This is a genomic window from Streptomyces cyaneofuscatus, assembly GCF_000718135.1.
Taxonomy (GTDB): Bacteria; Actinomycetota; Actinomycetes; order Streptomycetales; family Streptomycetaceae; genus Streptomyces; species Streptomyces cyaneofuscatus.
Genome location: NZ_JOEM01000013.1, coordinates 328570 through 351525, shown reverse-complemented (window position 1 = coordinate 351525; position 22956 = coordinate 328570). Strand labels below are relative to the sequence as shown.

Annotated in this window: 15 protein-coding genes; 8 read left to right on the top strand and 7 right to left on the bottom strand. The window is 71.9% G+C overall.

Features of this window, described 5'->3' with window-relative positions; translation table 11 throughout:
• Positions 1-18 precede the first annotated feature (18 nt).
• The 3 genes from IF17_RS0122810 to IF17_RS0122800 all read right to left on the bottom strand — a co-directional run bounded on the left by IF17_RS0122810 (position 19) and on the right by IF17_RS0122800 (position 6188).
• Positions 19-1566: a DUF5719 family protein gene (locus tag IF17_RS0122810; RefSeq protein WP_030568809.1), complete on the bottom strand. Its 1548-nt coding sequence runs from the start codon at positions 1564-1566 to the stop codon at positions 19-21.
• Complete coding sequence (locus tag IF17_RS0122805; protein ID WP_030568807.1) at positions 1563-5471, bottom strand: glycosyltransferase; 3909 nt, start codon at positions 5469-5471, stop codon at positions 1563-1565. Before IF17_RS0122805 ends, IF17_RS0122810 begins: the two co-directional genes overlap by 4 nt.
• A 453-nt stretch (positions 5472-5924) precedes the next feature.
• The gene (locus IF17_RS0122800; protein WP_014046372.1) at positions 5925-6188 is read right to left on the bottom strand and encodes a WhiB family transcriptional regulator; all 264 of its coding nucleotides are present in this window, start codon (positions 6186-6188) and stop codon (positions 5925-5927) included.
• A gap of 691 nt (positions 6189-6879) precedes the next feature.
• Between IF17_RS0122800 and IF17_RS0122795 the strand changes: the two genes are divergently transcribed.
• Genes IF17_RS0122795 through IF17_RS0122785 form a run of 3 tightly spaced genes read left to right on the top strand, consistent with a single transcriptional unit; the run spans position 6880 to position 9717 of the window.
• Positions 6880-7380: a cysteine dioxygenase gene (locus tag IF17_RS0122795; RefSeq protein ID WP_030568803.1), complete on the top strand. Its 501-nt coding sequence runs from the start codon at positions 6880-6882 to the stop codon at positions 7378-7380.
• Between the two features lie 13 nt (positions 7381-7393).
• Positions 7394-8350 carry a 2-phospho-L-lactate transferase gene (gene cofD, locus IF17_RS0122790; protein WP_030568800.1) on the top strand — a complete coding sequence of 319 codons (957 nt, stop codon included), beginning with the start codon at positions 7394-7396 and terminating at the stop codon, positions 8348-8350.
• A complete protein-coding gene (locus tag IF17_RS0122785; protein ID WP_078616003.1) occupies positions 8347-9717 on the top strand; it encodes a coenzyme F420-0:L-glutamate ligase in 1371 nt (456 codons plus the stop codon). The genes cofD and IF17_RS0122785 overlap by 4 nt, the downstream gene beginning before the upstream one ends.
• Before the next feature lie 186 nt (positions 9718-9903).
• On the opposite strand, the gene IF17_RS0122780 is transcribed toward IF17_RS0122785, so the two are convergent.
• From IF17_RS0122780 to IF17_RS0122770, 3 genes are all read right to left on the bottom strand, one after another.
• Complete coding sequence (locus IF17_RS0122780) at positions 9904-10986, bottom strand: DNA-3-methyladenine glycosylase family protein (RefSeq protein WP_030568795.1); 1083 nt, start codon at positions 10984-10986, stop codon at positions 9904-9906.
• 66 nt (positions 10987-11052) lie between these two features.
• Positions 11053-12144 carry a mannose-1-phosphate guanylyltransferase gene (gene manB, locus IF17_RS0122775; protein ID WP_030568793.1) on the bottom strand — a complete coding sequence of 364 codons (1092 nt, stop codon included), beginning with the start codon at positions 12142-12144 and terminating at the stop codon, positions 11053-11055.
• Positions 12145-12225: 81 nt separating this feature from the next.
• A complete protein-coding gene (locus IF17_RS0122770) occupies positions 12226-13785 on the bottom strand; it encodes an N-acetylmuramoyl-L-alanine amidase (protein ID WP_030568791.1) in 1560 nt (519 codons plus the stop codon).
• 137 nt (positions 13786-13922) lie between these two features.
• Here IF17_RS0122770 and IF17_RS0122765 point away from each other — a divergent pair, with 137 nt between their 5' ends.
• The 4 genes from IF17_RS0122765 to IF17_RS0122750 all read left to right on the top strand — a co-directional run bounded on the left by IF17_RS0122765 (position 13923) and on the right by IF17_RS0122750 (position 20086).
• Entirely contained in the window at positions 13923-14675 is a 753-nt protein-coding gene (locus tag IF17_RS0122765; RefSeq protein ID WP_030568789.1) for a TIGR03089 family protein, read from the top strand.
• Between the two features lie 176 nt (positions 14676-14851).
• Positions 14852-16303 (top strand): LCP family protein, encoded by a 1452-nt coding sequence (locus IF17_RS0122760; protein WP_030568787.1) that lies wholly within the window; start codon positions 14852-14854, stop codon positions 16301-16303.
• Positions 16304-16527: 224 nt separating this feature from the next.
• Positions 16528-18291 carry an LCP family protein gene (locus tag IF17_RS0122755; protein WP_373036948.1) on the top strand — a complete coding sequence of 588 codons (1764 nt, stop codon included), beginning with the start codon at positions 16528-16530 and terminating at the stop codon, positions 18289-18291.
• 46 nt (positions 18292-18337) lie between these two features.
• Complete coding sequence (locus tag IF17_RS0122750) at positions 18338-20086, top strand: LCP family protein (RefSeq protein ID WP_030568783.1); 1749 nt, start codon at positions 18338-18340, stop codon at positions 20084-20086.
• Positions 20087-20158: 72 nt separating this feature from the next.
• Here the strand turns inward: IF17_RS0122750 and IF17_RS0122745 are convergent, their stop codons facing one another.
• Complete coding sequence (locus IF17_RS0122745; protein WP_030568781.1) at positions 20159-21199, bottom strand: glycosyltransferase family 2 protein; 1041 nt, start codon at positions 21197-21199, stop codon at positions 20159-20161.
• Between the two features lie 226 nt (positions 21200-21425).
• Here IF17_RS0122745 and IF17_RS0122740 point away from each other — a divergent pair, with 226 nt between their 5' ends.
• Positions 21426-22934 (top strand): LCP family protein, encoded by a 1509-nt coding sequence (locus IF17_RS0122740; protein ID WP_435807960.1) that lies wholly within the window; start codon positions 21426-21428, stop codon positions 22932-22934.
• The last annotated feature ends 22 nt before the right edge of the window (positions 22935-22956 follow it).

Genomic DNA, 22956 nt, shown 5'->3' with positions numbered 1-22956 from the left:
CGGACCCGTACCCCTCAGTCAGTCGTCCAGGACCGACAGGTCCTGCCGCGCCGACGGGACCACCACCGTGCCGCCGTCGTCCGGCAGCGTCTGCACCGTGAACATCTGGACGCCGTCCTCCGGGAGGACCAGTGCCCGTGACGCGTGGACCGGGCCGCCCGACACCGTCTCGACGGTCAGCGCGTACGTGCCCTTGAATCCGGCCGGGGGCTTCGGGGTGACGGCCATCGTCGTACCGGCCTTGACCGTGTACGTCTCGACGGCCGCTTCGCCGCCGCCGCTCCCCGCCGACGTGGTCACCTTCACCTTGGCGTCCGCGCCCGGTGCGGCGAGGGAGAGCGTGGAGCCCTTGGCCCGGTTGTCGGTGACGCTCGCCCGGGCGCCCACCGGGCGGGTGGCCGGGATGTAGGCGTACTCCTGCTTGGCGCCGGTGCCCCGGACCACCTGGAGGGCGGCGACGATCGGGGTCGCCCGGTTCTTCTCCACGGGGGTGAGGCGCAGGGAGCCCGGTTCGCCGCGGGTGATGTCCTTCAGGTCGACCGTCGCGGTCATCCCGGACTTGATGTGGAGGGTGTCGTTCCCCGCCGGGGCGAACGTCGTGTTCTTCCCCATCAGCTGGACCTTCACATCCGCGTCGCTCTCGCCGGGCGCGAACGCCACCAGCTGTACGGAGGTGGCGTCGGCCGGGATGCCGGGCATCACCAGCGTGCCGGAGGGGTCCGCCGCCGCCGTGAGCCAGTCGGTGCCCGAACCGTCGTCGGCGGTCAGCAGGACCGCTCCGACCCGGCCGGAGCGGGTGGTGACGTGGGCCGTCAGGTCGTTGACGGACTCGTCGGTGAGGGTGGAGAGCAGGAGCGCGACGCTGGAGCGGCCGGGCACGGTGATGCCGTCGCCGACCTCGGAGGTGACCGCGCCCTTGGCGCCGAAGAGCTGGATGTCGGCCACGGCCGCGCCGGCGTCGGGGTTCGTGAGGTGGAGGTAGTCCTGGCGGGAGCGCGCGGTGCTCGCGCCGGGGAACCAGAAGTCGGTGTCCGGGGCGGTGCAGCTGACCCCGAGGACGCCCCGCGCGCCGCCCGCGGTGACCGTGGTGGTCTGCTGGGCGGACCAGCCGGGGGCGAGCGTGCCGGTGGCCGTGCCGACAAGGGCCGGGGCACCGGAACCGTTGGCCTCGGCGAGGACCGGCTTTCCGGGTTCCTTCACGGCGAGGACCGGCTTGTCCGCCTTCGCCCGTGCCTTCTTCGCCGCCTCCTCGGCCTTCTTGACCTTCTTGGGGTCCGTCTCGGCCTCGTCGTCGAGGACCGGCAGGGCCGGCTTCAGCTCCGCGGTGTCGTCCTTCGTGCCGCCTCCGTCACCCTTGCCGGGCGGGGTGAACGAGGTGTAGCTCGTCTCCGCGAGGTCGGAGGTGCTGGGCGCCGGGCAGACCAGGCTGGAGCGTTCGACCGGCAGCGAGGAGGCGGTCGCGATCTCCTCGGCGGCGGGGCCCTCGGACACGTTGAGCGAGGCGAAGCCGGTGATGGCGGCCAGGGCGACGGTGCCCGCGATGAGGGACAGGTGGGTGGACTTCACTCGGACTCGCCTCGCGATGCGTTACGGGTCTGCCAGGGGGCCTGGCCCGGGGTGTCGGGGTTCTCGCCGTTCTCGGCGGGGTGCTGGGCGGCGGGATCGGCGTACGGGGGCTGCTCCCCGGTGTACTGCCCGTACTGGTCGTACTGGTCGTACTGGGCGTACCCGTCGTACTGAGGAGCGCTGCCCTGCTGATCGGAGCTGCCGTACTGGCCGCTGCCGTCGCCCTGGTCACCGCCGTACTGCTGCTGCGGCTGTTGCTGCGGCTGTTGCTGTCCGTACGGGTCCTGGTAGCCGGAGCCGGCGGGGTAGCCGGTGTCCTGCTGTGTGTACGGGTCCTGCTGGTACGCGACGTAGTCGCCCTGCTGGTAGGAGGTGGCGGCCTGCTGGTCGGCGCCCTGGTACTGACCGCCGTCCCACTCCCCGTAACTCTGCTGCGGGAGCACCGCGTAGCCGCTGGTGGTGTCCTGCTGGTCGTAGCCACCGCTCTGCTGGTCGGGGATGTACTCCCCCGCACCGGCTGCCTCTACGGGTGCCGAGGGCGGCGGGGGCGGGATCTCGCCCGTGCCGTCCGCCGGATAGCCGTCCCCGGCGGACTCGGCCGTCCCGGCCGCCTCGGCCGCAGCGGCTTCCGCCTCCGCCGCCGCGCGGAGCCTGCGGGCCCGGCGGCCGTCGCCGTCCGCGTCGGCCGCGGCGACCGCGAGCGCCTCCTCGGGCAGGTCGTCGTCGATCTCCCGGCGGCGGCCCGGCAGGGCCATGACCACCAGGACCACGGCGAGCGCGCCCTGCGCCCAGAGCCAGACGGTGTGCGTGAACGGGGCGTCGTACGTGAGGTCCAGGCGGCCGCCGCCCGCGGGCAGTTCGAAGCCCTGCGCCCAGCCGTCGACGGTCACGCGGGTCAGCGGCTTGCCGTCGACCGTGGCCTGCCAGCCGGGTGCGGCCTCGTCGGCGATCCGCAGGATGCGGCCCTCGTCGCCCGCCGGGATCTCGGAGTGCGCCTCGACGGGCCCGGAGCCGACCGGAAGGCGCTCGCCCTCACCGCCGGCCGGAACCACCATCACCCGGGCAACCTGCCGGTCCACCCGCCACAGGGCGCTGCCGTCGAGCTGGCTGAGGCGGCTGAGGCCGGGGGTCGTGTCGAGGACGCGGCTCATCTGGCGCGGTGCTCCGTCGCGTACGAGGACGTAACGGACGGCGAAGTTGCCGAGCTGGCCGCCCTGGTCGGCGCCGGAGCCCGCGACCAGGTTGGCGACGACCTTGTCGAGGTGGCTGTTGGAGCCCGCCGCCTCGGTCAGCTCGCCGTCGCCGAGGCGGGCGCCGGAACCGCGGACCAGGCTGTACGAGACGGACCCGGGCGAGGTGCCGCCGAGGACCAGGGTGCGCGCCTGGTCCTGGGTCGCGCTCTCCTCGGCCACGAACGCGGGGACCTGGACGGGGTCGCGGCGCTCCAGGGGGCCGTCGGCGCCGCCGATCATCCAGCCGAAGGCGGCGAGCGCCGGGGCGAGCCCGGCGGCCAGGGCGATCAGGGCGGCGACGGGCTGGCGCCAGCCGAAGCTCTGCTCGGCGACCCGGACCCGGGCGCCGTCCGCGCCGACGAGTGCGGCGGCGATCAGGGCGGCGCCGTAGACGAGGGTGGCGGGTCCGGCCCAGGTCGAGCCGTTGGCGAGCGCCGCGAAGAGCAGGCCGGTGAGGGCGGTGGCCCAGGCGGCCCGGACGGCGAACTGCCGCTCGCCGCGCATCAGGGCGGCGAGCGCCGCCAGCACGATGCCGAGCAGCAGGATGCCGCCGGCCGCCTTGGGGCCGCCGGGGCTGATCCCGAGCAGGTCGAGCGCCGAAGCCGTCCCCGTACCGATGTCCAGGCCCGCTTCGCGCAGGAACGCGGACGGGTCGGTGAGGAGCGTGAGCGACCAGGGGGCCAGCGCCAGGATCGGGGTGCCGACGGCGGCGAGGAAGCGGAGCCCGTACGCCGTGATGTCGCGGCGGCGCAGCGCCAGCACACCGAGGCCGAGGACCACGGCGAGCGGCCAGACGATCGGGGTGAAGGCGGTCGTGACCGTGAGGAGCAGGGCGTACGCCCAGGTCGCGCGCCAGCTGCCGCGCGGCGCGTCCGGGTCGGCGCCGTCGCGGAACCCGTGGGCGGCGACGGCCGCGCGGGCGATCAGCGGGAGCAGCACCAGCAGGACGGCGGTGCCGAGCCGGCCGGTGGCGAGGGCGCCGGTCGCGGCGGGCAGGAAGGCGTACGCGACGCTCGCCCAGGCCCGCAGCAGCCGCGAGGGGAGCAGCGGCCGGGAGGCGAAGTACGCGGTGAGCCCGGCCAGCGGGACCGAGCAGACCAGGATCGCGGCGACGGCGAAGCCGGTGGAGCCGAGGAAGAGGGCCGACAGGGCGGCGAGGAGCGCGAGGTAGGGCGGGGCGGTCTCGGTGGAGCCGGTGGAGATCGTGTGCCAGGCGTCCGCGTACCGGCCCCAGAGCTCGCCGGCCTCCGCGGGGGCGGGCAGCAGGGCGCCGCCCGCGAGGGAGCCGCCGGTGAGCAGGTTGCGGCAGGCGATGAGGGAGACCACGAGCAGCAGGGCGAAGAGGACCGGGCCGGGCTTGCGGCCGATTCTCTTGAGCCGGGCGAACTGGTCGACCTCCAGGAAGTCGGCATCGTCGCCGCCGGGGCCGGACTCGACGGCTCCGTGGCGCGAACCGCTCGACTCGGCCTCGCCCTTGTTGCCGAAGTTGCCCGCGACCTGTTCGACGGTGGCGCGGACGGTGGCGCCGGGCGGCGGGAAGAGCGCGCGCAGTTCGGCCGCGTCGACCACGCCCTTTCCGCGGTCGCGGCGGGCGGCGAGGATGCGGCCGGGCCGCAGGAGGGTGCCGAGGAGGCCGGTGACCTCGTCGAGCGCCTGTCCTGGGACCTTGCCGACGAGGTAGGCGAGGGTACGCAGGAGGGTGCCGACGACGAGCCGGAGCAGGACCCAGGGGAGGGCCTTGCCGCGCGCGTTGACGAGCATCGTGTAGGCCGCGCCCGCCTTGTCGACGCGGTGCGGGCCGGCGATCGAGCGGCCGGCGCAGTCGATGGGGCGGCGCTCGCGGGCGGATGCCTCTGCGTGGCGCAGGACGGCGTCCGGGGCGACGAGGACCCGGTGGCCGGCGAGGTGGGCGCGCCAGCACAGGTCGACGTCGTCGCGCATCAGCGGGAGGTTGCGGTCGAAGCCGCCGAGCTCCTCGTAGACGTCGCGGCGGATGAGCATGCCGGCGGAGGAGACGGAGAGGACGGTGCGGACCTGGTCGTGCTGGCCCTGGTCCTGCTCGCGGCGGTCCAGGCCGGTCCAGCGGCGGCCGCTGTTGGCGATGGAGACGCCGACTTCGAGGAGCTGCTTGCGGTCGTACCAGCCGCGCAGCTTGGGCCCGACGATGGTGGCGTGCTTGTCGGTGTCGACGACGCGCAGCATCTCGGCGAGCGCGTCGGGCTCGGGTGCGCAGTCGTCGTGGAGCAGCCAGAGCCACTGGACCGGTTCGCCGTGCGGCAGCTCCGGCAGGTCGTAGTTCTCGTCGACCCAGGCCCGGGTGACCGGGTCCCAGCCGCCGGGGCGCTTGAGGTAGGGCAGGTCGTCGGGGGTCAGCGGCCCGGCGGTGCGGACCGCCTCGTCGACGGCGGTGCCGAAGCTCGTACGGCGGGCGAGGTGCAGGACGCGGTCGCCGCCGAGCGCCTCCGTGACCAGCCGGGCGGAGTCGTCGGCGCTGCCGGTGTCGGCGGCGACGACGTTCTGTACGGGGCGTTCCTGCCCGAGCAGCCCGGCCAGCACGTCGGGCAGCCAGCGGGCGCCGTCGTGGGAGACGAGCACGGCGGTGACGACGTGCCGGGGGAACTCTGGGGCGGCGGCGGCCGCGTTCGGCGCCGCCGAGTGGCTGTGCACGGACATCGAGGTACGGGCCCTCCGGCCGGGTCCGGGGGCGTATCCCCGGGGGCTGCATCGGTGTACACGCGCGCCCCGGCGGGGCGTTGGCGCATCTCGGACGGGGCCCCACACTAACGGTACGGATCCGCGGGGGTGGCCCGGAGCGGGTGCCGGGCAGGTGCGGGCGCGGATGCCGGGGTGGATGCCGGGCAGGTGCCGGGGTGGGTGAACGCGCCTGGTGTGCGAGGGGTGCGGACACGCCGACGGCCCGTCGCCCGCTCCCCGGGGAGGGAGTGGTGGGCGGCGGGCCGTCGGGGCGTGGTCCTTGAGGAGCCCTGCTCGGGAAAGGGCTGCCGGGGCCGGGGCCGGGAGGGGCGCCTGGATCGCTGCCTTCTTGAGGCGCTTGGATCGCTGCCTGCTGAGGCGCCTGGATCGCTGCCTTCTTAAGGCGTCCGGATCGCTGCCTGCTCGGGGCGCTTAGATCGCTGCCTTCTTCAGGCGCCGTCGTTCACGTTCGGAAAGCCCGCCCCAGATGCCGAAGCGTTCGTCGTTGGCCAGCGCGTACTCAAGGCACTCCGACCGCACCTCACAGGCGAGACAGACCTTCTTGGCCTCGCGGGTGGATCCGCCCTTTTCGGGAAAGAAGGACTCGGGATCGGTCTGGGCGCACAGTGCGCGCTCCTGCCAGCCGAGTTCCTCGTCCGCGTCCTCGACCAGCAGTTGCTGGAACAGCTCGGTCATGTGCGCCCCTCGTCTGTCTCTTGCGTCCCGTGATGCGGCCGTTACTGACTGGTCACGGCCGAACGACACGAGTGAAATTACAAGTGTGTATCTCCGAGGCAGTCAAGCGAGGATCTGCTATTGGCCCAGGGATTCACTCTGCGGAACCAAGCGTATGCGGAAAGTGTTCAAATCACCAAAAACCTGACATATGCCACAGGCGTCACTCCATCACGCCTTCCCCCGGTCAAGACGATCAGGGGTGCCCTTACGTTGCGATTCGATCACTGTAGCGATCAAGATCACATTCAGGTCACAGCCCCTCAGCCGCGTTTAGAGGCACGGGTGATGCGCCATGTCTCCGCCCTTGGCGGTGAGCAAACCTTTCTGCTCGCGTGACAACCGGAAGGGGTGAAACATTGCCCCCATATCGGGCAGCGGGTTGACAGAGGGCGATTCAGCCGGTCTCCTTGATCTCATGTCAGCGATCGCAGCGATGCACGTCACCCACGTCCGTGGGTTCCGTAGCGCTGTCCAGGCTCGCTGTTGCTGTTCCAGCTGTCACAGCTGTTGATGCCGTAGTGCTCCAGCTCTGATCCAGCCCTCCCCCGCTTTTCCGGCTTCCCCGTGGCTCTCTTCATCTCCGCGGCCGCCGACGCCCCACGCGACTCCCCGCACGCGCACCCCCCATGCCGAGGAACCACCGCACCCCATGAACAGTGACAGCGACCTTCAGATCGCCGGCGACATCCTCGAGGTCCAGCACCTCCTCCAGCCCGCCCGCGAGCACCCCTCCACCGTCTCCGAGTTCGTCGGCCTCGCCCGCTCCATCGCGGCCGACCGCACGCGCTGGGCCGGACTCGTCCGGTACGACACCACCACGCGCTGGTACCACCGCCTCCAGGCCGGCCCCGGCTACGAGGTGTGGCTGCTCAGCTGGGTGCCCGGACAGGGCAGCGGGCGCCACGACCACGGCCGCTCCGCCGGTGTACTCACGGTCCTCGAAGGCGAGTTGACCGAGCACACCGAGCGTGGCCATCAGGCGCTCGGCGCCGGAGCGCAGCGCGCCTTCGCCCCCGGATACGTCCACGAAGTGGTCAACGACTCGCTCGACCCGGCCGTCAGCCTGCACATCTACTACCCGGGTCTGACCGAGATGCCGATGCACGCCGCGCAATGCGCCCCGACGGCCGTGGATGTCGTACCCGCCTGACAAACTGCTGTGCATGCGCATTGTTGTTCTGGCCGGTGGTATCGGTGGTGCTCGTTTTCTGCGTGGCCTCAAGCAGGCCGCGCCCGACGCGGACATCACGGTCATCGGCAACACGGGTGATGACATCCATCTGTTCGGGCTCAAGGTCTGCCCCGACCTCGACACCGTGATGTACACCCTCGGCGGTGGCATCAACGAGGAGCAGGGCTGGGGCCGGACCGACGAGACCTTCCAGCTCAAGGAGGAGCTCGCGGCGTACGGGGTGGGGCCCGGGTGGTTCGGTCTCGGTGACCGCGACTTCGCGACCCACATCGTCCGTACGCAGATGCTCGGCGCGGGCTATCCGCTCAGCGCGGTCACCGAGGCGCTGTGCGCCCGCTGGCAGCCGGGGGTGCGGCTGCTGCCCATGTCGGACGACCGGGTCGAGACGCACGTCGCCGTCGAGACGGACGGCGAGAGCAAGGCCATCCACTTCCAGGAGTACTGGGTGAAGCTGCGCGCCTCCGTCGAGGCGCAGGCCATCGTGCCGGTCGGGGCGGAGCAGGCGAAGCCGGCGCCGGGGGTGCTGGAGGCGATCGCCGCCGCCGATGTCATCCTCTTCCCGCCGTCGAACCCGGTGGTCTCCATCGGCACCATCCTCGCCGTGCCCGGGATCCGGGAGGCGATCGCCGAGGCCGGGGTGCCGGTCGTCGGCCTCTCCCCCATCGTCGGGGACGCGCCGGTGCGGGGCATGGCGGACAAGGTGCTCGCGGCCGTGGGCGTCGAGTCGACGGCGGCCGCCGTGGCCCAGCACTACGGGTCGGGGCTGCTGGACGGGTGGCTGGTCGACACGGTGGACGCGGGTGCGGTCGGCGAGGTCGAGGCGGCGGGCATCCGGTGCCGGGCGGTGCCGCTGATGATGACGGACGTGGACGCGACGGCGGAGATGGCCCGGCGGGCGCTGGAGCTGGCCGGGGAGGTGGGGGTGTGAGTGTCTCCGCCGATGGTGATGCCGGTGGTCTCGATGGTGCCGGTGGTGCTGGTGGTGCGTCCGCGCCTTCCTTTCGGGTGTGGGCTCTGGGCGGGATTCCCGAGGTGCGTGCCGGCGACGATCTCGCCAAGCTGATCGCCGGGGCGGAGCCGGGGCTCGTCGACGGTGACGTCCTGCTCGTCACCTCGAAGATCGTCTCCAAGGCCGAGGGCCGGATCGTGCAGGCCGTGGACCGTGAGGCCGCCATCGACGCCGAGACCGTACGGGTCGTGGCGCGGCGCGGTGCCCTGCGGATCGTGGAGAACCGGCAGGGGCTGGTGATGGCCGCCGCCGGGGTCGACGCCTCCAACACTCCGGCCGGGACCGTGCTCCTGCTGCCCGAGGATCCCGACGCCTCCGCCCGGGCCATCCGGGACGGGCTGCGGGACACCCTCGGCGTCGAGATCGGCGTCGTCGTCACGGACACCTTCGGGCGGCCCTGGCGGAACGGGCTGACCGATGTCGCGATCGGGGCGGCGGGGGTGCGGGTGCTGGACGATCTGCGCGGCGGGACGGACGCGTACGGCAATCCGCTCAGCGCCACGGTCGTCGCGACGGCGGACGAGCTGGCCGCCGCCGGGGACCTGGTCAAGGGCAAGGCGGCGGGCCTGCCAGTGGCGGTGGTGCGGGGGTTGCCGCACGTGGTCGCGTCGGTGGACCCGGGGGATGACTCCGGTGCGCGTGCCCTGGTGCGGGGTGCGGCCGATGACATGTTCCGGCTGGGCACGTCCGAGGCCGTACGGGAAGCGGTGACCCTGCGGCGTACGGTGCGCGAGTTCAGCGACGAGCCGGTGGATCCGGGGGCCGTGCGGCGGGCGGTGGCGGCGGCGGTGACCGCGCCGGCGCCTCATCACACGACGCCGTGGCGGTTCGTGCTGCTGGAGTCCGCCGAGTCGCGGACGCGGTTGCTCGACGCGATGCGGGACGCCTGGATCGCGGATCTGCGGCGCGACGGCAAGAGCGAGGAGTCGATCGCGAAGCGGGTGCGGCGCGGGGATGTGCTGCGCAACGCGCCGTATCTGGTCGTGCCGTGCCTGGTGATGGACGGCTCCCACACGTACGGGGACGAGCGGCGGGACACGGCGGAGCGCGAGATGTTCGTGGTCGCGGCGGGGGCGGGGGTGCAGAACTTCCTGGTGGCGCTGGCCGGTGAGCGGTTGGGGTCGGCGTGGGTGTCCTCGACGATGTTCTGCCGGTCGGTGGTGCGGGAGGTGCTCGCGCTGCCTTCGTCGTGGGATCCGTTGGGGGCGGTGGCTGTGGGGCATGCGGTGGGGGTGGCTCGGGAGCGGGCTGTCCGGGAGGCGGAGGACTTTCTCACCGTGCGGTGAGGGGTGGTGGGGGCGGTCGTTGCGGGGTGCGGTGGGCCGCTGCGCGGGGCCTCCCCCCTACCCGCCCCTTCCCGAAACCGGGGCTCCGCCCCGGGCCCCCCTTTGTCCTCAAGCGCCGGACGGGCTGGGGTTTCGGGGCTCCGCCCCGGGCCCCGCTCATCAAACGCCGGAGGGGCTGGATCGGGCTTACAGCGCTGCGATGTTCCCCGGTGTCATCCTCGGGCCCCTGCGCTCCGGGATGCGGCCCGACAGCAGGATCAGGCGCGTCGCCCGGTGGCGTTGGCCCTCGTAGGGGCTCAGGAGGGTCAGCATCTCCTCGTCGGTCGCGTGGCGGTTGTCCGCCAGGGCGTGGCCCACGATGCCGGGGAGGTGGTAGTCGCCCACCGTCACCGCGTCCGGGGCGCCGTTGGAGCGCTGGAGGGTTTCGGCGGAGGTCCAGGGGCCGATGCCGGGGATCAGTTCCAGGCGGGCTGTGGCCTCCGCCAATGGCATCGTCGACGCCTCCTCCAGCCTGTGGGCCACCCGTACCGCTCGCATGATCGTGGAGGAGCGCTTGGCGTCGACCCCTGCCTTGTGCCACTCCCAGGACGGGATCATCGCCCATGTGCGTGCGTCCGGCATGACGTGGAGGCCGAGCGTGGCCGTCGGGCCGGGGGCCAGGGTTCCGTAGCGGCGGACCAGGAGGCGCCAGGCGCGGTACGCCTCGTCCGTGGTGACCTTCTGTTCCAGGATCGACGGGATCAGCGACTCCATCACCAGGCCCGTGCGCAGCAGCCGCAGGCCGGGGCGGCGGTGCCGGGTCGCTGCGAGCAGGCGGTGGTGCGGGGTGAAGGCATCCGGGTCGTCCTCGGCGCCCAGGAGCGCGGGGAGGCCGGCGAGCAGCCACTCCGCTCCCGGGCCCCAGGCCTCCGCTCCGATCCGGTCGCCGCGCGCCACCACCCGCAGGGTGCCCGGGCCCTCCGGCGTGCGGGTGGCCCGCCAGAACGTGCCGCCCGCCGCCATCCGGAACGTCGGGTCGGCCGGGCCCCTGCGCAGCGGGCTCAGCACCAGGCGCAGGTCCAGCGGGCCCGGCGGGGTCCATTCCCGGGTCAGGGGCGTGTCGTCGCACCGCCCGGCCGGGGAAGGGCCCGTGCCCGTGGCCCGCGGCGCCGGGGAACGGCCCGCGCCCGTGCCCCGCGTCGCCGCAGAAAGGCCCGTGCCCCGCGCCGTCGGCGCTGCCTGGTGCGGCAGGGGCGGGCGTGCGGTGCGGGGGGCGAATCGTCCTGCCACGGGTGGGGCCTCGGGGGTTTCTGGTGCTGGAAGTGTCCTCTTGAGGGTACGGGGCCCGGCCGCGCGCTACTGGTCCGACGAGAAGCGGATCGCGGCGTCCGGGAGGACCGCCCCGCACCAGATCCGGACCCCGTCGCGCAGTTCGTTGTCCGCGCCCACCCGGGCGCCGTCCCCGATGACCGCGCCGCTCAGCACCGTACGGCTGCCGATCCGCGCGCCCGCCCCGATGAGCGAGTCCGTGACGACCGCGCCCGCCTCGACCACCGCTCCGGCCAGGACCGCCGAGCCGTCGATCCTCGCGCCCGCGCCGATCACCGCGTCGGCGCCGATCACCGTGCCGCCGGTGAGCTTGGCGTCGACGGCCACCGTGGCGCTCTCCAGGACCAGGCGGTCGCCGCAGCGGCCCGGGACGGCCGGGGACGGGGCGCGGCCCAGGACCAGGTCGGCGGAGCCGCGTACGAAGGCCTGCGGGGTGCCCAGGTCCAGCCAGTAGGTGGAGTCGACCATGCCCTGGAGGTGGGCGCCGGAGGCGAGCAGGCCGGGGAAGGTCTCGCGCTCGACGGAGACCGGGCGGCCCTCGGGGATGGTGTCGATGACCGAACGCCGGAAGATGTACGCCCCGGCGTTGATCTGGTCGGTGACGATCTCCTCGGGCGTCTGCGGCTTCTCCAGGAAGGCCGTGACCCGGCCCGTCGCGTCCGTCGGTACGAGTCCGAAGGCGCGCGGGTCCTCCACCCGGGTCAGGTGGAGCGAGACGTCCGCCCCGGAATCGTTGTGGGTGGCGACCAGGGCCCGGATGTCGAGGCCGGTGAGGATGTCGCCGTTGAGGATCAGGACCGGCTCGTCGGGACCGGAGGAGAGCTTGGCCGCGACGTTGCGTATCGCGCCGCCGGTGCCGAGCGGCTCCTGCTCGGTGACGTACTCGATGTGCAGGCCGAGCGAGGAGCCGTCGCCGAAGTACGGCTCGAAGACCTCGGCCAGGTAGGACGTGGCGAGCACGATGTGCTCCACCCCGGCCGCCCTGGCCCGCGCCAGCTGGTGGGTCAGGAAGGGGACCCCCGCCGCCGGGACCATCGGCTTCGGGGTGTGCACCGTGAGCGGGCGCAGCCGGGTGCCTTTGCCCCCGACCAGGAGGATCGCTTCTTTTGCCTCTGTCACAGCACCGTCTCTGCTTCCTGCTGGGGCCTGGCCTGGGTATATGGCTGGCCAGTCTAAGCAGACCGGTCCGACATGAACCGGTCAGCGGCCCTGCAGTTTGGCGGAGCTGGTCCTGGCCTTGCCGAGCTTCTTGTAAAGACGCGCTCCGGGGCATTCGGTTGCGAATCCGTCCCGATGGCCCGAGATGACGTTCATCTTGACCTTCACGCCCGCCTTGTACTTGTTGCTCCCGCCGGAGACGAGGGTGATCTTGCCCTTGGGGTTGCGGCCGAACAGTCCGAGTTTCCATGCCGTGAGCTTGGAGACGGCGGTCACCGCGGCGGCGGGCGGGTTGGTGGAGGCGTAGGAGCCGAGCACCGCGATGCCCATGGTGTTGGTGTTGAAGCCCAGGGTGTGCGCTCCGAGGACCGCCTTCGTGACGCCGCCGGCCCGGCCCTCGTAGATGTTTCCGCACTTGTCGACGGCGAAGTTGTAGCCGAAGTCGCGCCAGCCGCTGCTCTTGACGTGGTAGCGGTAGATGCTGCGCAGCACCGAGGGGGCCTGCTTGCAGGTGTAGTTGTTGCCGGTCGCGCTGTGGTGCACGAAGGCCGCCTTGACCGTCTTCGTGTACGCGAAGTTCTTCTCGCGCAGCTTCTCGTCGGCGCCCCAGCCCTTGCGGGTGACGATGCCCGGCCGCGGACCGATGTACGGCTTCGCGCCCGGTGCCAGCTCCACCGACTCCAGCGTCTCCGCCTGGGTGAGGGCGGGGATGACGGTCGCGCCGAGCTCGGCGAGCTCCGCGTTGACCGCCGAGGCCGCGGCGATCTCTGCCGTCAGGACCTCCGGGAGGGCGGCGGCGGTCGGCGGGGTGTCCGCGAAGCCGGCGGGGACGGCCGCCGCACGGCCGGCGGGGGCGCCTCGGGCGGGCTCCGGCGCGGAGGCCTCACCCGGGTCCTCACCTGGGCCCTCACCTGGGCCTTCGCCGGGGTCGACGAGTTCCAGGCGCATGCCTTCGGGGAGCGGTACTGGGGTGGCCGCGCGGTCCTGGGAGTCCCGGGCTTCCGGACGTACGCGTACCTCCACGCCGTCCGAGTCGCCGACCCAGAGCGGAGCCGTCGCGCCCCGCACCGTACGCCCCTCGCGCTCGGCGCTGCCGAGGTCGGCGGCGTGCTCGGCGTTGTGGGTCTCGACGTCCTGCCAGTCGGACCAGCGTGTGGTGCCGGTGGCCCGGGTACGGACCTGGACCGTGCCGTGCAGTTCGGCCTCGGCGTCGTCCCAGACCACGCCGACCAGGGAGAAGGGCCGGGCGTCGCGCTGGGGCAGGCCTTGGGCCGCCGCCGCTCCCGCGACCCGGTCCGAGGGGGCGTCCAGGGGGGCGAGGGGCAGCGACTGCGTCGAGCCGGCCGGTTCGGCGGACTCAGCCTTACGGGGTTTGCTCTCGGCGGTTTCGGGAGTGTCGGGGGTGTCGGGGGCGAGGGCCTCCCTTGTCGTCGCTTCGGCCTGTGCCGAAGGCGGCCCCGCACCCGGTGACGCCGGGGACGTCGAGGGAGGCAGGGCCGAGGCGGAGTGGGGAGCGGGGGCGGAGGCCGCGGGGGTGGCGAGCGGCAGAGTGAGGGCCGCTGCACAGGTGACGCCGACTGAGGTGACCAGTAGTGCACGCATACACATGATCCTGGCCATAACCAGACAAGTCCGGCTACCCGGGCGGAGAGCCGCATCTGATGACCTGTCTACCGAACCGGTGTACGTGACACCCGTTCAGCCCGCCCCGCACAGCCTCCCCGCGTACTCTTGCGCGGATGAACTCCAGCGACCGTACCGCCGCCGACCTGCTGCGATCCGCCCTCGCCGCGGACCCGGCCCGCCCCCTGGTCACCTTCTACGACGACGCCACCGGAGAACGCGTCGAACTGTCGGTGGCCACCTTCGCCAATTGGGTGGCCAAGACCGCCAACCTGATCCAGAGCGACCTCGCCGCCGAGCCCGGCGACCGGCTCGCCCTGCTCCTCCCCGCACACTGGCAGTCCGCGGTCTGGCTGCTCGCCTGCTCCTCGGCCGGGGTCGTCGCCGATGTCCAGGGCGACCCCGCCGCCGCCGACCTCGTGGTGAGCGGGCCGGACACGCTGGAGCGGGCCCGGGCCTGCCGCGGTGAGCGGGTCGCGCTGGCGCTGCGTCCGCTGGGCGGCCGGTTCCCGCAGCCGCCCGCGGGCTTCGCCGACTACGCGGTGGAGGTGCCGAGCCAGGGCGACCGCTTCGTCCCCTTCGCCCCGGTGGACCCTCAGGCTCCGGCGCTGACCGTGGGCGGGGTCGAGCTGACCGGTGCGCAACTCGTCGCGAAGGCCCGCGAGGACGCCGAGGCCCTCGGGCTCGTACCGGGGTCGCGGCTGCTGACCGGGCACACGTTCGACACCTGGGAGGGGCTGAGCACCGGTCTCTTCGCGCCACTGGCCTCCGGGGGGTCCGTGGTCCTCTGCCGCCACCTCGGGCAGCTCGGCGCGGAAGGGCTGGCGAAGCGGGTCGAGAGCGAGCGGGTCACCAACACGGCGGTATGACAAGCGCCCTGAGGTGCACTCGTCCGGCCCACAGCGGGCCGAGCCCCCGATAACGATCGACGACGGGGGTAGATGATCGGCGGTACAGACCAGTCTCCGGTCAGTACACAACCAAGCGTGAGGTTCAGCCGTCTACTCCTGCGACCGGCGGCCCATCGCGCCGCCGAACGTGAAGGATGGACGCAGACGTGACCGACAGTGCTGGCACGCCGGCCGACCCGGACCTCCCGGCCGGGGACACGCCGCAGGGCAGGTCGCAGGGCAGGTCGCAGGAGGAGCCGGGGGCCACGGACTCGAAAGAAGAGCCCGAGCCCGGGGCCGTACCCGAGAACGACGCGCCTCAGGACTCCGGTGACGAGGGCGAGGCCGGCGCCCGGGAGGACGGCGAGGGCGACGGCGGGGACGGCGACCAGCACGGCAGCGATGGGAAAAGCGCCGCCGGCGCACAGACCTGGGCCGACCATCCCAAGGACGGCAGCGCGTCCCGCCGGAAGCGGCCCTGGCTGCGCTGGGCCGCCCTCGGCGCCTCGTTCCTCGTGATGATCTCCGCGGGGGCCGGCTGGTGGCTGTACAAGAAGCTCGACGGCAACATCACCACCGACACCAGCGCCGCCGCCGAGCTGAAGGTCTACGAGAAGGAGCGGCCCACCCCGGTCGTCATGGATGCCCAGAACATCCTGCTGATCGGGTCGGACAGCAGGTCCGGCGACAACCGTGAGTACGGCCGTGACGACGGCGGCAGCCAGCGCTCCGACACCACGATCCTGCTGCACCTCGCGGCGGACCGGAAGAGCGCGACCGCGGTGTCCCTCCCCCGCGACCTGATGGTGGAGGTCCCCAAGTGCCGCACCGGGGACGACAAGGAGACCCGGGAGCAGTTCACCCAGTTCAACTCGGCGTTCGAGCTCGGCGGGACCGCCTGCACGATCCGTACGGTGGAGCGGCTGACCGGCATCCGGATCGACCACCACATGGTCGTCGACTTCAACGGGTTCAAGGACATGGTCGACGCCGTGGACGGGGTCGAGATCTGCCTCAAGGAGCCGATCGACGACAAGGACGCGCGCCTGGAGCTCCCGGCCGGGCGGCAGACGCTGAACGGGGAGGAGGCGCTCGGCTACGTACGGGCGCGCAAGACCCTCGGCGACGGCAGCGACACCGAACGGATGGAGCGCCAGCAGAGGTTCCTCGGCGCCCTGGTCAACAAGATGCAGAGCAACGGCGTCCTCCTCAACCCGACGCGGCTCTACCCGGTCCTGGACGCGGCGACCAAGTCGCTGACGACCGACCCGGGTCTGGACTCGCTGCGGGACCTGTACGACCTGGTGCGGAGCATGCGCGACGTACCGACCGACCAGGTGCAGTTCCTGACCGTGCCCCGGCAGCCGTACCGCCAGAACGTGAATCGGGACGAACTCGTCGAACCGGACGCGAGCGAACTTTTCAAGCAACTGCGCGAGGACAAGCCCGTGGCGGTGGTTCCGGCGGACGAGCTCAAGGAGAAGGAGGAGGAGAAGGAAAAGGCTCAGGACGAGAAGCCTGACGAGGCCGGTTCCGACTCCGAAAGTCCGACTCCCACACCCACCTATTCGGGTTCGAGCGCTGCGGACGACCTGTGTGAGCAGTAAAGCAATTGCCAAGACATAGAAGACAATCGACGCGCAATGGGAAGAATGCCCGGTTGTAAGGAGCGTGGTGTGGGTCACGCACGTCGCTCCTTTACGAACGGGGCGGATAGTGTGACGCGATCCGGTGCTTCCGGCCATCAGGTCGTGCACTGCCGGAGCGAAGGAACGAGCGCCTTGCCGGGGGAGGGCGCCTCGCGTGGCACCGACGGAGGACTCAGGCAACCGTGGATGCGCAAAGCCGTGGGCGGGCGGACGATATCGACCCCGCAGACCAGTGGGTACTCAACCCGCACACCGGCAATTACGAACTGCGACTGGACCAATCCGCAGGGGAGTCGCCGGTCGCCGCGCGTACCGCCACTGCCGAGGATTCCGGCCTCCGCGGCGACACGCGGACCGGCGCTCCGCGGGACGGCCGTGAGGGTTCAGGCCGGCGGGGGACCACCTCCCCCGAGGTGCCGGGCCAGCGCAGCCGCCGGTCCTCGCAGAGCGGCGGGCGCGGCGCGGAGGCCACGGCCACCGCGGGACGCCGTAAGCGCAAGGCCCCGAAGGCGCGGCGTAAGAAGGCGCTGATGTGGACGGGCGGGGTGACGGCGTTCCTCGTCGCCACCACCGCGGTGGGCGCGTACATCCTGTACGAGAAGCTCAACGGGAACATCGACGCCATCGACATCGGCGACCAGGGCAGCAAGAACGTCATCAGCGACGGCCCGATGAACATCCTGATCATCGGCACCGACAAGCGCACCGGCAAGGGCAACGAGGGGTACGGCGACAAGGGCAGCGCGGGCCACGCCGACACCACCATCCTGTTCCACGTCTCCGAGGACCGGACCAACGCGACGGCGATGAGCATCCCGCGCGACCTGATGACCGAGATCCCCGAGTGCGAGACGAAGGGATCGGACGGCACCTCCACGACCATCCCCGGCACCCCGAACGAGCGCTTCAACACCAGCCTCGGCCAGAGCGGCCGCAATCCCGGCTGCACGATGAAGACGGTCGAGAACATCACCGGCGTGAAGCCCGACCACTTCATGATGGTCGACTTCAACGCGGTCAAGGAGCTGACCACCGCGGTGGGCGGCGTCGAGGTCTGCATGGCCAAGCCGGTCGACGACCCGAAGTCGCATCTGAAGCTGCCGCAGGGCACGTCGGAGGTGCAGGGCGAGATGGCCCTGGCCCTGCTCCGCACCCGGCACAGCTTCGGCAACGAGAGCGACCTCGACCGGATCAAGGTGCAGCAGCAGTTCCTCGCCTCGATGATCCGCGAGATGAAGTCGAGCGACACCCTGACCAACCCGAAGAAGCTGTACACGCTCGCCGACGCGGCCACCAACGCGCTGACGGTCGACACGGCCATCGGCGACGCGAAGAAGCTGATGACGCTGGCCCAGGAGATCGGCAAGGTCGACACGAAGAACATCACCTTCCTGACGATGCCGGTCATCGACAACCCGGCCGAGCCGAAGCCCATCACCGTGGTCGTGGACCCGGTCAAGGGTGAGCAGCTCTTCGCGATGCTGCGCTCCGACACCTCGCTGACCGAGGTGAAACAGAAGCAGAAGGCCGCCAAGGGCAAGCAGGCGGCCCTCCTCAAGGGCCCGAAGGCCGCGCCCGCCGACGTACGGGTGGACGTCCTCAACGGCGGGGAGATCCCCGGCGCCGCGGGCGCGACCGTCACCTGGCTGCAGAACCAGCAGGGCGTGCTGAAGTCCACGAACAAGGCCAACGCCCCCGAGAAGATCAAGAAGACGACACTGGAGTACGCGCCCAACCAGGCCGACCAGGCCCGCGCGCTCGCCGAGATGATGGGCCTGCCCGCATCGGCCATGAAGCCGGGCACCGCCGACGCCGAAGGGCTGGAGGCGATGGTGCTGACGCTGGGGGCGGACTTCAAGGGCGCGGGCATACCCATCACGGGACCGGCGAAGATGCCGGAGGACGTCGAGAAGTCGAGCGCGGACAAGGCGGTCTGCGCCAAGTGACATCACGTCACCGAGTCACCGCGTCATCCGCGGAAATCTGAACAGCATGGGGGGTCCGGTGGGACGGAGCAGTACGCACGGGGAGGGGACACGGTCACGCGTCCGTCACGCGGATCGGCCCGGTGGGGACGAGGGCCTGTACGAGAACGGGGACGGGGACGGCGGGGGCCGTACGCACCGCGAGAGCGGTGACGGCGGGGCGGGCGAACCGGCCGCGAACGCAGCAGGTGACGGGCCGGGCCGTCGGGCCGGTTCGCGGGGCAGGAACAGCCGGGGCCGCAGCGCCCGCAGCAGCAGCCGCCGCGCCCCCAAGAGCGGCAAACGGCGCGCCCTGCGCTGGGTCTCCTCCGCACTCGCCCTGCTGATACTCGGCGCCGGTGGGGCCGGCTATCTCTACTACGAGCACCTCAACGGCAACATCAAGAAAGGGGACCTGACCCTGGGCGACCGGCAGATGGCCGACCACAAGGCCAACGCCGCCGGGCAGACCCCGCTCAACATCCTGCTCATCGGCTCCGACGCCCGGGACTCCGCGGAGAACCAGAAGCTGGGCGGCGCGAAGGAGACCTTCGGCTCCCCTCCGCTCGCCGATGTGCAGATGCTGCTCCACCTCTCCGCGGACCGCTCCAACCTCTCCGTGGTCAGCATGCCGCGCGACACCATGCTGAAGATGCCCAAGTGCACCGCCCCGGACGGCGAGGTCTTCCCGGCCAGCACGGTGGACGTACAGACCAACCAGAGCCTGCGCCGCGGTGGTCCGGGGTGCACGGTGGCCGCCTGGTACGAGCTGACCGGCATCCGGATCGACCACTTCATGATGATCGACTTCGCCGGTGTGGTCTCCATGGCCGACGCGATCGGCGGCGTCCCGGTCTGTGTGGACGCCAACATCCACTCACGCGGCGCCAACGGCCGCGGTGGTTCCGGGCTGAAACTGGAGAAGGGCACCCACTCCGTCCAGGGCGAGCAGGCCCTCCAGTGGCTGCGCACCCGGTACGGCTTCGAGGACGGCAGCGACCTGGCCCGGGCCAAGGCCCAGCACCAGTACATGAACTCGATGGTGCGCCAGCTGCGCAAGGGCACCAAGCTCACCGACCCGGCGAAGCTGATGAACCTGGCCGAGGCCGCGACCACCGCGCTGACGGTCGACAAGGGGCTCGACACGGTCAAGAAGCTCTACGACCTGGCCGAGGAGCTGAAGAAGGTCCCGACCAAGCGCATCACGATGTCGACCATGCCGAACGTGTACGGCACCGGCGTCAACAGGGGCCGCGTGTACCCGAAGGCGGGCGACGCGGAGCAGCTGTTCCGGATGGTCCGCGAGGACATGCCGCTGGACGGCAAGGCGTCCAAGCGGAAGAAGGTGGAGCCGAAGGACCCGTCGGCGCCGGTCGGCGAAATCGCCGTGGCCGTACGGAACGGGACCGCCACCGACGCCCTGGGACCGGTCTCCGGGCGGGCGGGTGACGTGGAGAAGCTGCTCAAGGAGTCGGGCTTCGCGAAGGCCACCGTCGACCCGGACAACGTGGCGGGGTCGACGCGGACCTCGATCCTGTATCCGAGCGCGGATCTGGAGGGCGACGCCCAGGCGGTCGCCAAGGCGCTCGGGGTCCCGGTCTCGCAGGTGAAGCGGTCGACCGACGTCTCGGGGATCTCACTCGCCGTGGGCGCCGACTGGCGCGAGGACGGGGCCTACCCCGTCTCCAAGGGCACGGAGAAGACTCCGGAGTCGGCGGGCGCGCAGAACGGCGAGGAGGAAGGCTGCATGAAGGTCGACCCGAAGTACAGCTGGTGACCTAGCGGACCGTACGTACAGGGCCCCGCCGGTCGGCACCGGTGGGGCCCTTCGCGTACGGAACCGGCCGGATCAGACCGTCTCGCTGCTGCTGCTCGCGCTGCCCGCGAGCGACGGGCGGCGGCTCGCGATGACCCGCTTCGCCAGGGAGCGCGGGCTGGTGAGGAAGCCGAAGCCCCAGCACATGTGCATGGTCGCCAGCGCCACCGGGATCTGCGCACGGGCCTTCAGCGAGAGCCCCTTGCCGGCGGGCAGCGACCCGGCGGTGATCGCGGCCACGTACCCGCCGGGGACGAGGAGCGCCCACGGGGTGACGGCCGCGCCCAGCACCAGGCCCGCCGCGATGGCGACGACGGCGGTCGGCGGGGCGAGGTAGCGCAGGTTGATCGAGCCGGCGTGGTAGCGGGCGACGACGTGGCGCCAGCGGCCGTAGTCCTTGTACTGCTTGGCGAGCGCCTTCACCGAGGGGCGCGGGCGGTACTGGACCTTCAGCTCGGGCGAGAACCAGATCAGCCCGCCGGCCTCGCGGATCCGGAAGTTCAGCTCCCAGTCCTGGGCGCGGATGAACTCCACGTTGTAGCCCTCGGCCCGCTCCAGCGCCTCGCGCCGGAAGACGCCCAGGTACACCGTCTCGGCCGGGCCCGCCTGGCCGCCCGTGTGGAAGGCCGCGTTGCCGACGCCGATCTTCGAGGTCATCGCGGCGGCGACGGCGTCCTCCCAGGCGTTCTCGCCCTCGGCGTGCATGATGCCGCCGACGTTCTGCGCGCCGGTCTCCTCCAGGAGGCGGACGGCGGTCGCGATGTAGTTCGGCGAGAGCATGCCGTGGCCGTCGACGCGGACGACGACGGGGTGGCGGGAGGCCTTGATCGCCGCGTTGAGGGCGGCGGGGGTGCGGCCGGTGGGGTTGGGGACCGTGTGGACCCGGGGGTCCTCGGCGACCAGCTGGGCGGCGATCTCGTCCGTGCGGTCGGTGGAGGGGCCGAGCGCGATCACGACCTCCATCTCACCGGCGTACTCCTGCTCCAGGATGTGCCGGACCGAGTTCCTGAGATGGCGTTCCTCGTTGAGCACCGGCATGATCACGGAGACGGCGGGGTACTGCGCGGCAGACATGTGGTCCTCAGGGGGTCCTCGGGGGCGCCAGGGGTTCCGCGCCCAGGAGGCGGGCACCCCGGGAGGGGGCGTTATTCGGCCGCCACGTTACCGCGAATGGGGGACACCGGTGCGCGCGCCGCCGGGTGGCGGGCCGGGGCGGAGATCGTATGGGCCTACCGTGCGATGGTCCCCTCGCACCACGGAGGTGTCTCCCCGCCGTGACCACCCGGAGGTGTCTCCACCCGTGACCGCCCCCCGCTCCCCGCAGCGCCCGCCCCGCCCCCGCACCACTCCCCCGCGCCGCCGGCCTCCGCAGGGCGGCCGGCCGGTTCGCTCCCGGAAGCAGGACGAGCGGCCGCGCTGGGGCATGCGGGTCGCCACCGGGCTCTCGGTGCTGGTGCTGGGCGCGGGTGGCATCGGTCACGCCGTGGTGAGCGGCCTGGAGGGCGGGATCGGCCGGGTCGACCCGTTCAAGGACATGAAGAACCGCCCCCAGTCCGGGCACGGGACCAATCTGCTGCTCGTGGGCACCGACGGCCGGGACACCATCACCAAGGCGGAGAAGCAGAAGTACAAGCTGGGCGGCGCGCCCTGCCACTGCACCGACACGATCATGCTGGTCCACCTCTCGGCCGACAAGCAGCGGGCGAGCGTCGTGAGCCTCCCCCGGGACAGTTACGCGGAGATCCCGGCCCACACCGACCGCACCACCGGCAAGAAGCACAACAGCCACCCGGTGAAGCTCAACGCCGCCTACGCGGAGGGCGGGCCGACGCTGACCGTGCGGACGGTCGAGCACATGACGGGCGTCAAGGTCGACCACTATCTGGAGGTCGATTTCACCAGCTTCATGAAGACGGTCGACGCGGTGGGCGGGGTGCAGATCTGTACGGCCCGGCCGATGAAGGACTCGTACACCGGACTGGACCTGCCCGCCGGCACCCACAAGCTCGACGGCGGCCGGGCGCTCCAGTACGTACGCTCCCGCCATGTCGACGTGGGTTCCGACCTGGGCCGGATGCAGCGCCAGCAGAAGTTCATGGCGGCGCTGATCAAGGAGGCGACGAGCAACGGGGTGCTGTTGAACCCGGTGCGGTTCCGGCAGGTCTCCGCGTCGGTGCTGGGCTCGGTCCGGGCCGACGAGGGGTTCGGTACGGAGCAGATGCTGGAGCTCGGCAAGGCGATGAAGGACTTCAGCCCGGCGTCGTCGGAGTTCACCTCCGTACCCATCGGGAATCCGAGCTTCCCGGTCAAGGGCATCGGCTCCACGGTCCAGTGGGACGCGGCGAAGTCGAAGAAGCTGTTCCAGGCGCTGCGCGAGGACAAGCCGCTGGCCCCGGCCGAGCCGAAGCCGGCGGCGGCCGCCGCGAAGAAGGACCGGGCGACGTTGGTGGACGTGGCACCGGAGGAGATCCGGGTGCAGGTCTACAACGGCACCCCGAAGGACGGCCTCGGCAAGGACGTGGACGCCGGCCTGCGCGCGACCGGCTTCAACACCACCGACGCCCCGCTCAACGGCACGCTGCGCGACCTGGCGCGGACGCTCGTGACGTACGACCCGCGCTGGGACCGGTCGGCGAAGTCGCTGGCCGCCGCGTTGCCCGGGAGCGAGCTGAAGGCGGTGAAGGGGCAGGGCGCCACGATGGAGGTGACGGCCGGCTCGGACTTCACGAAGGTGCGGCCGGTGCGGGCGGAGAGCAAGCAGACGGGCGAGTTCGCCACGGTGACGGGCGACGAGGTGGTCTGCCCGTAGGACCGCTACGGCGTTACGGGGA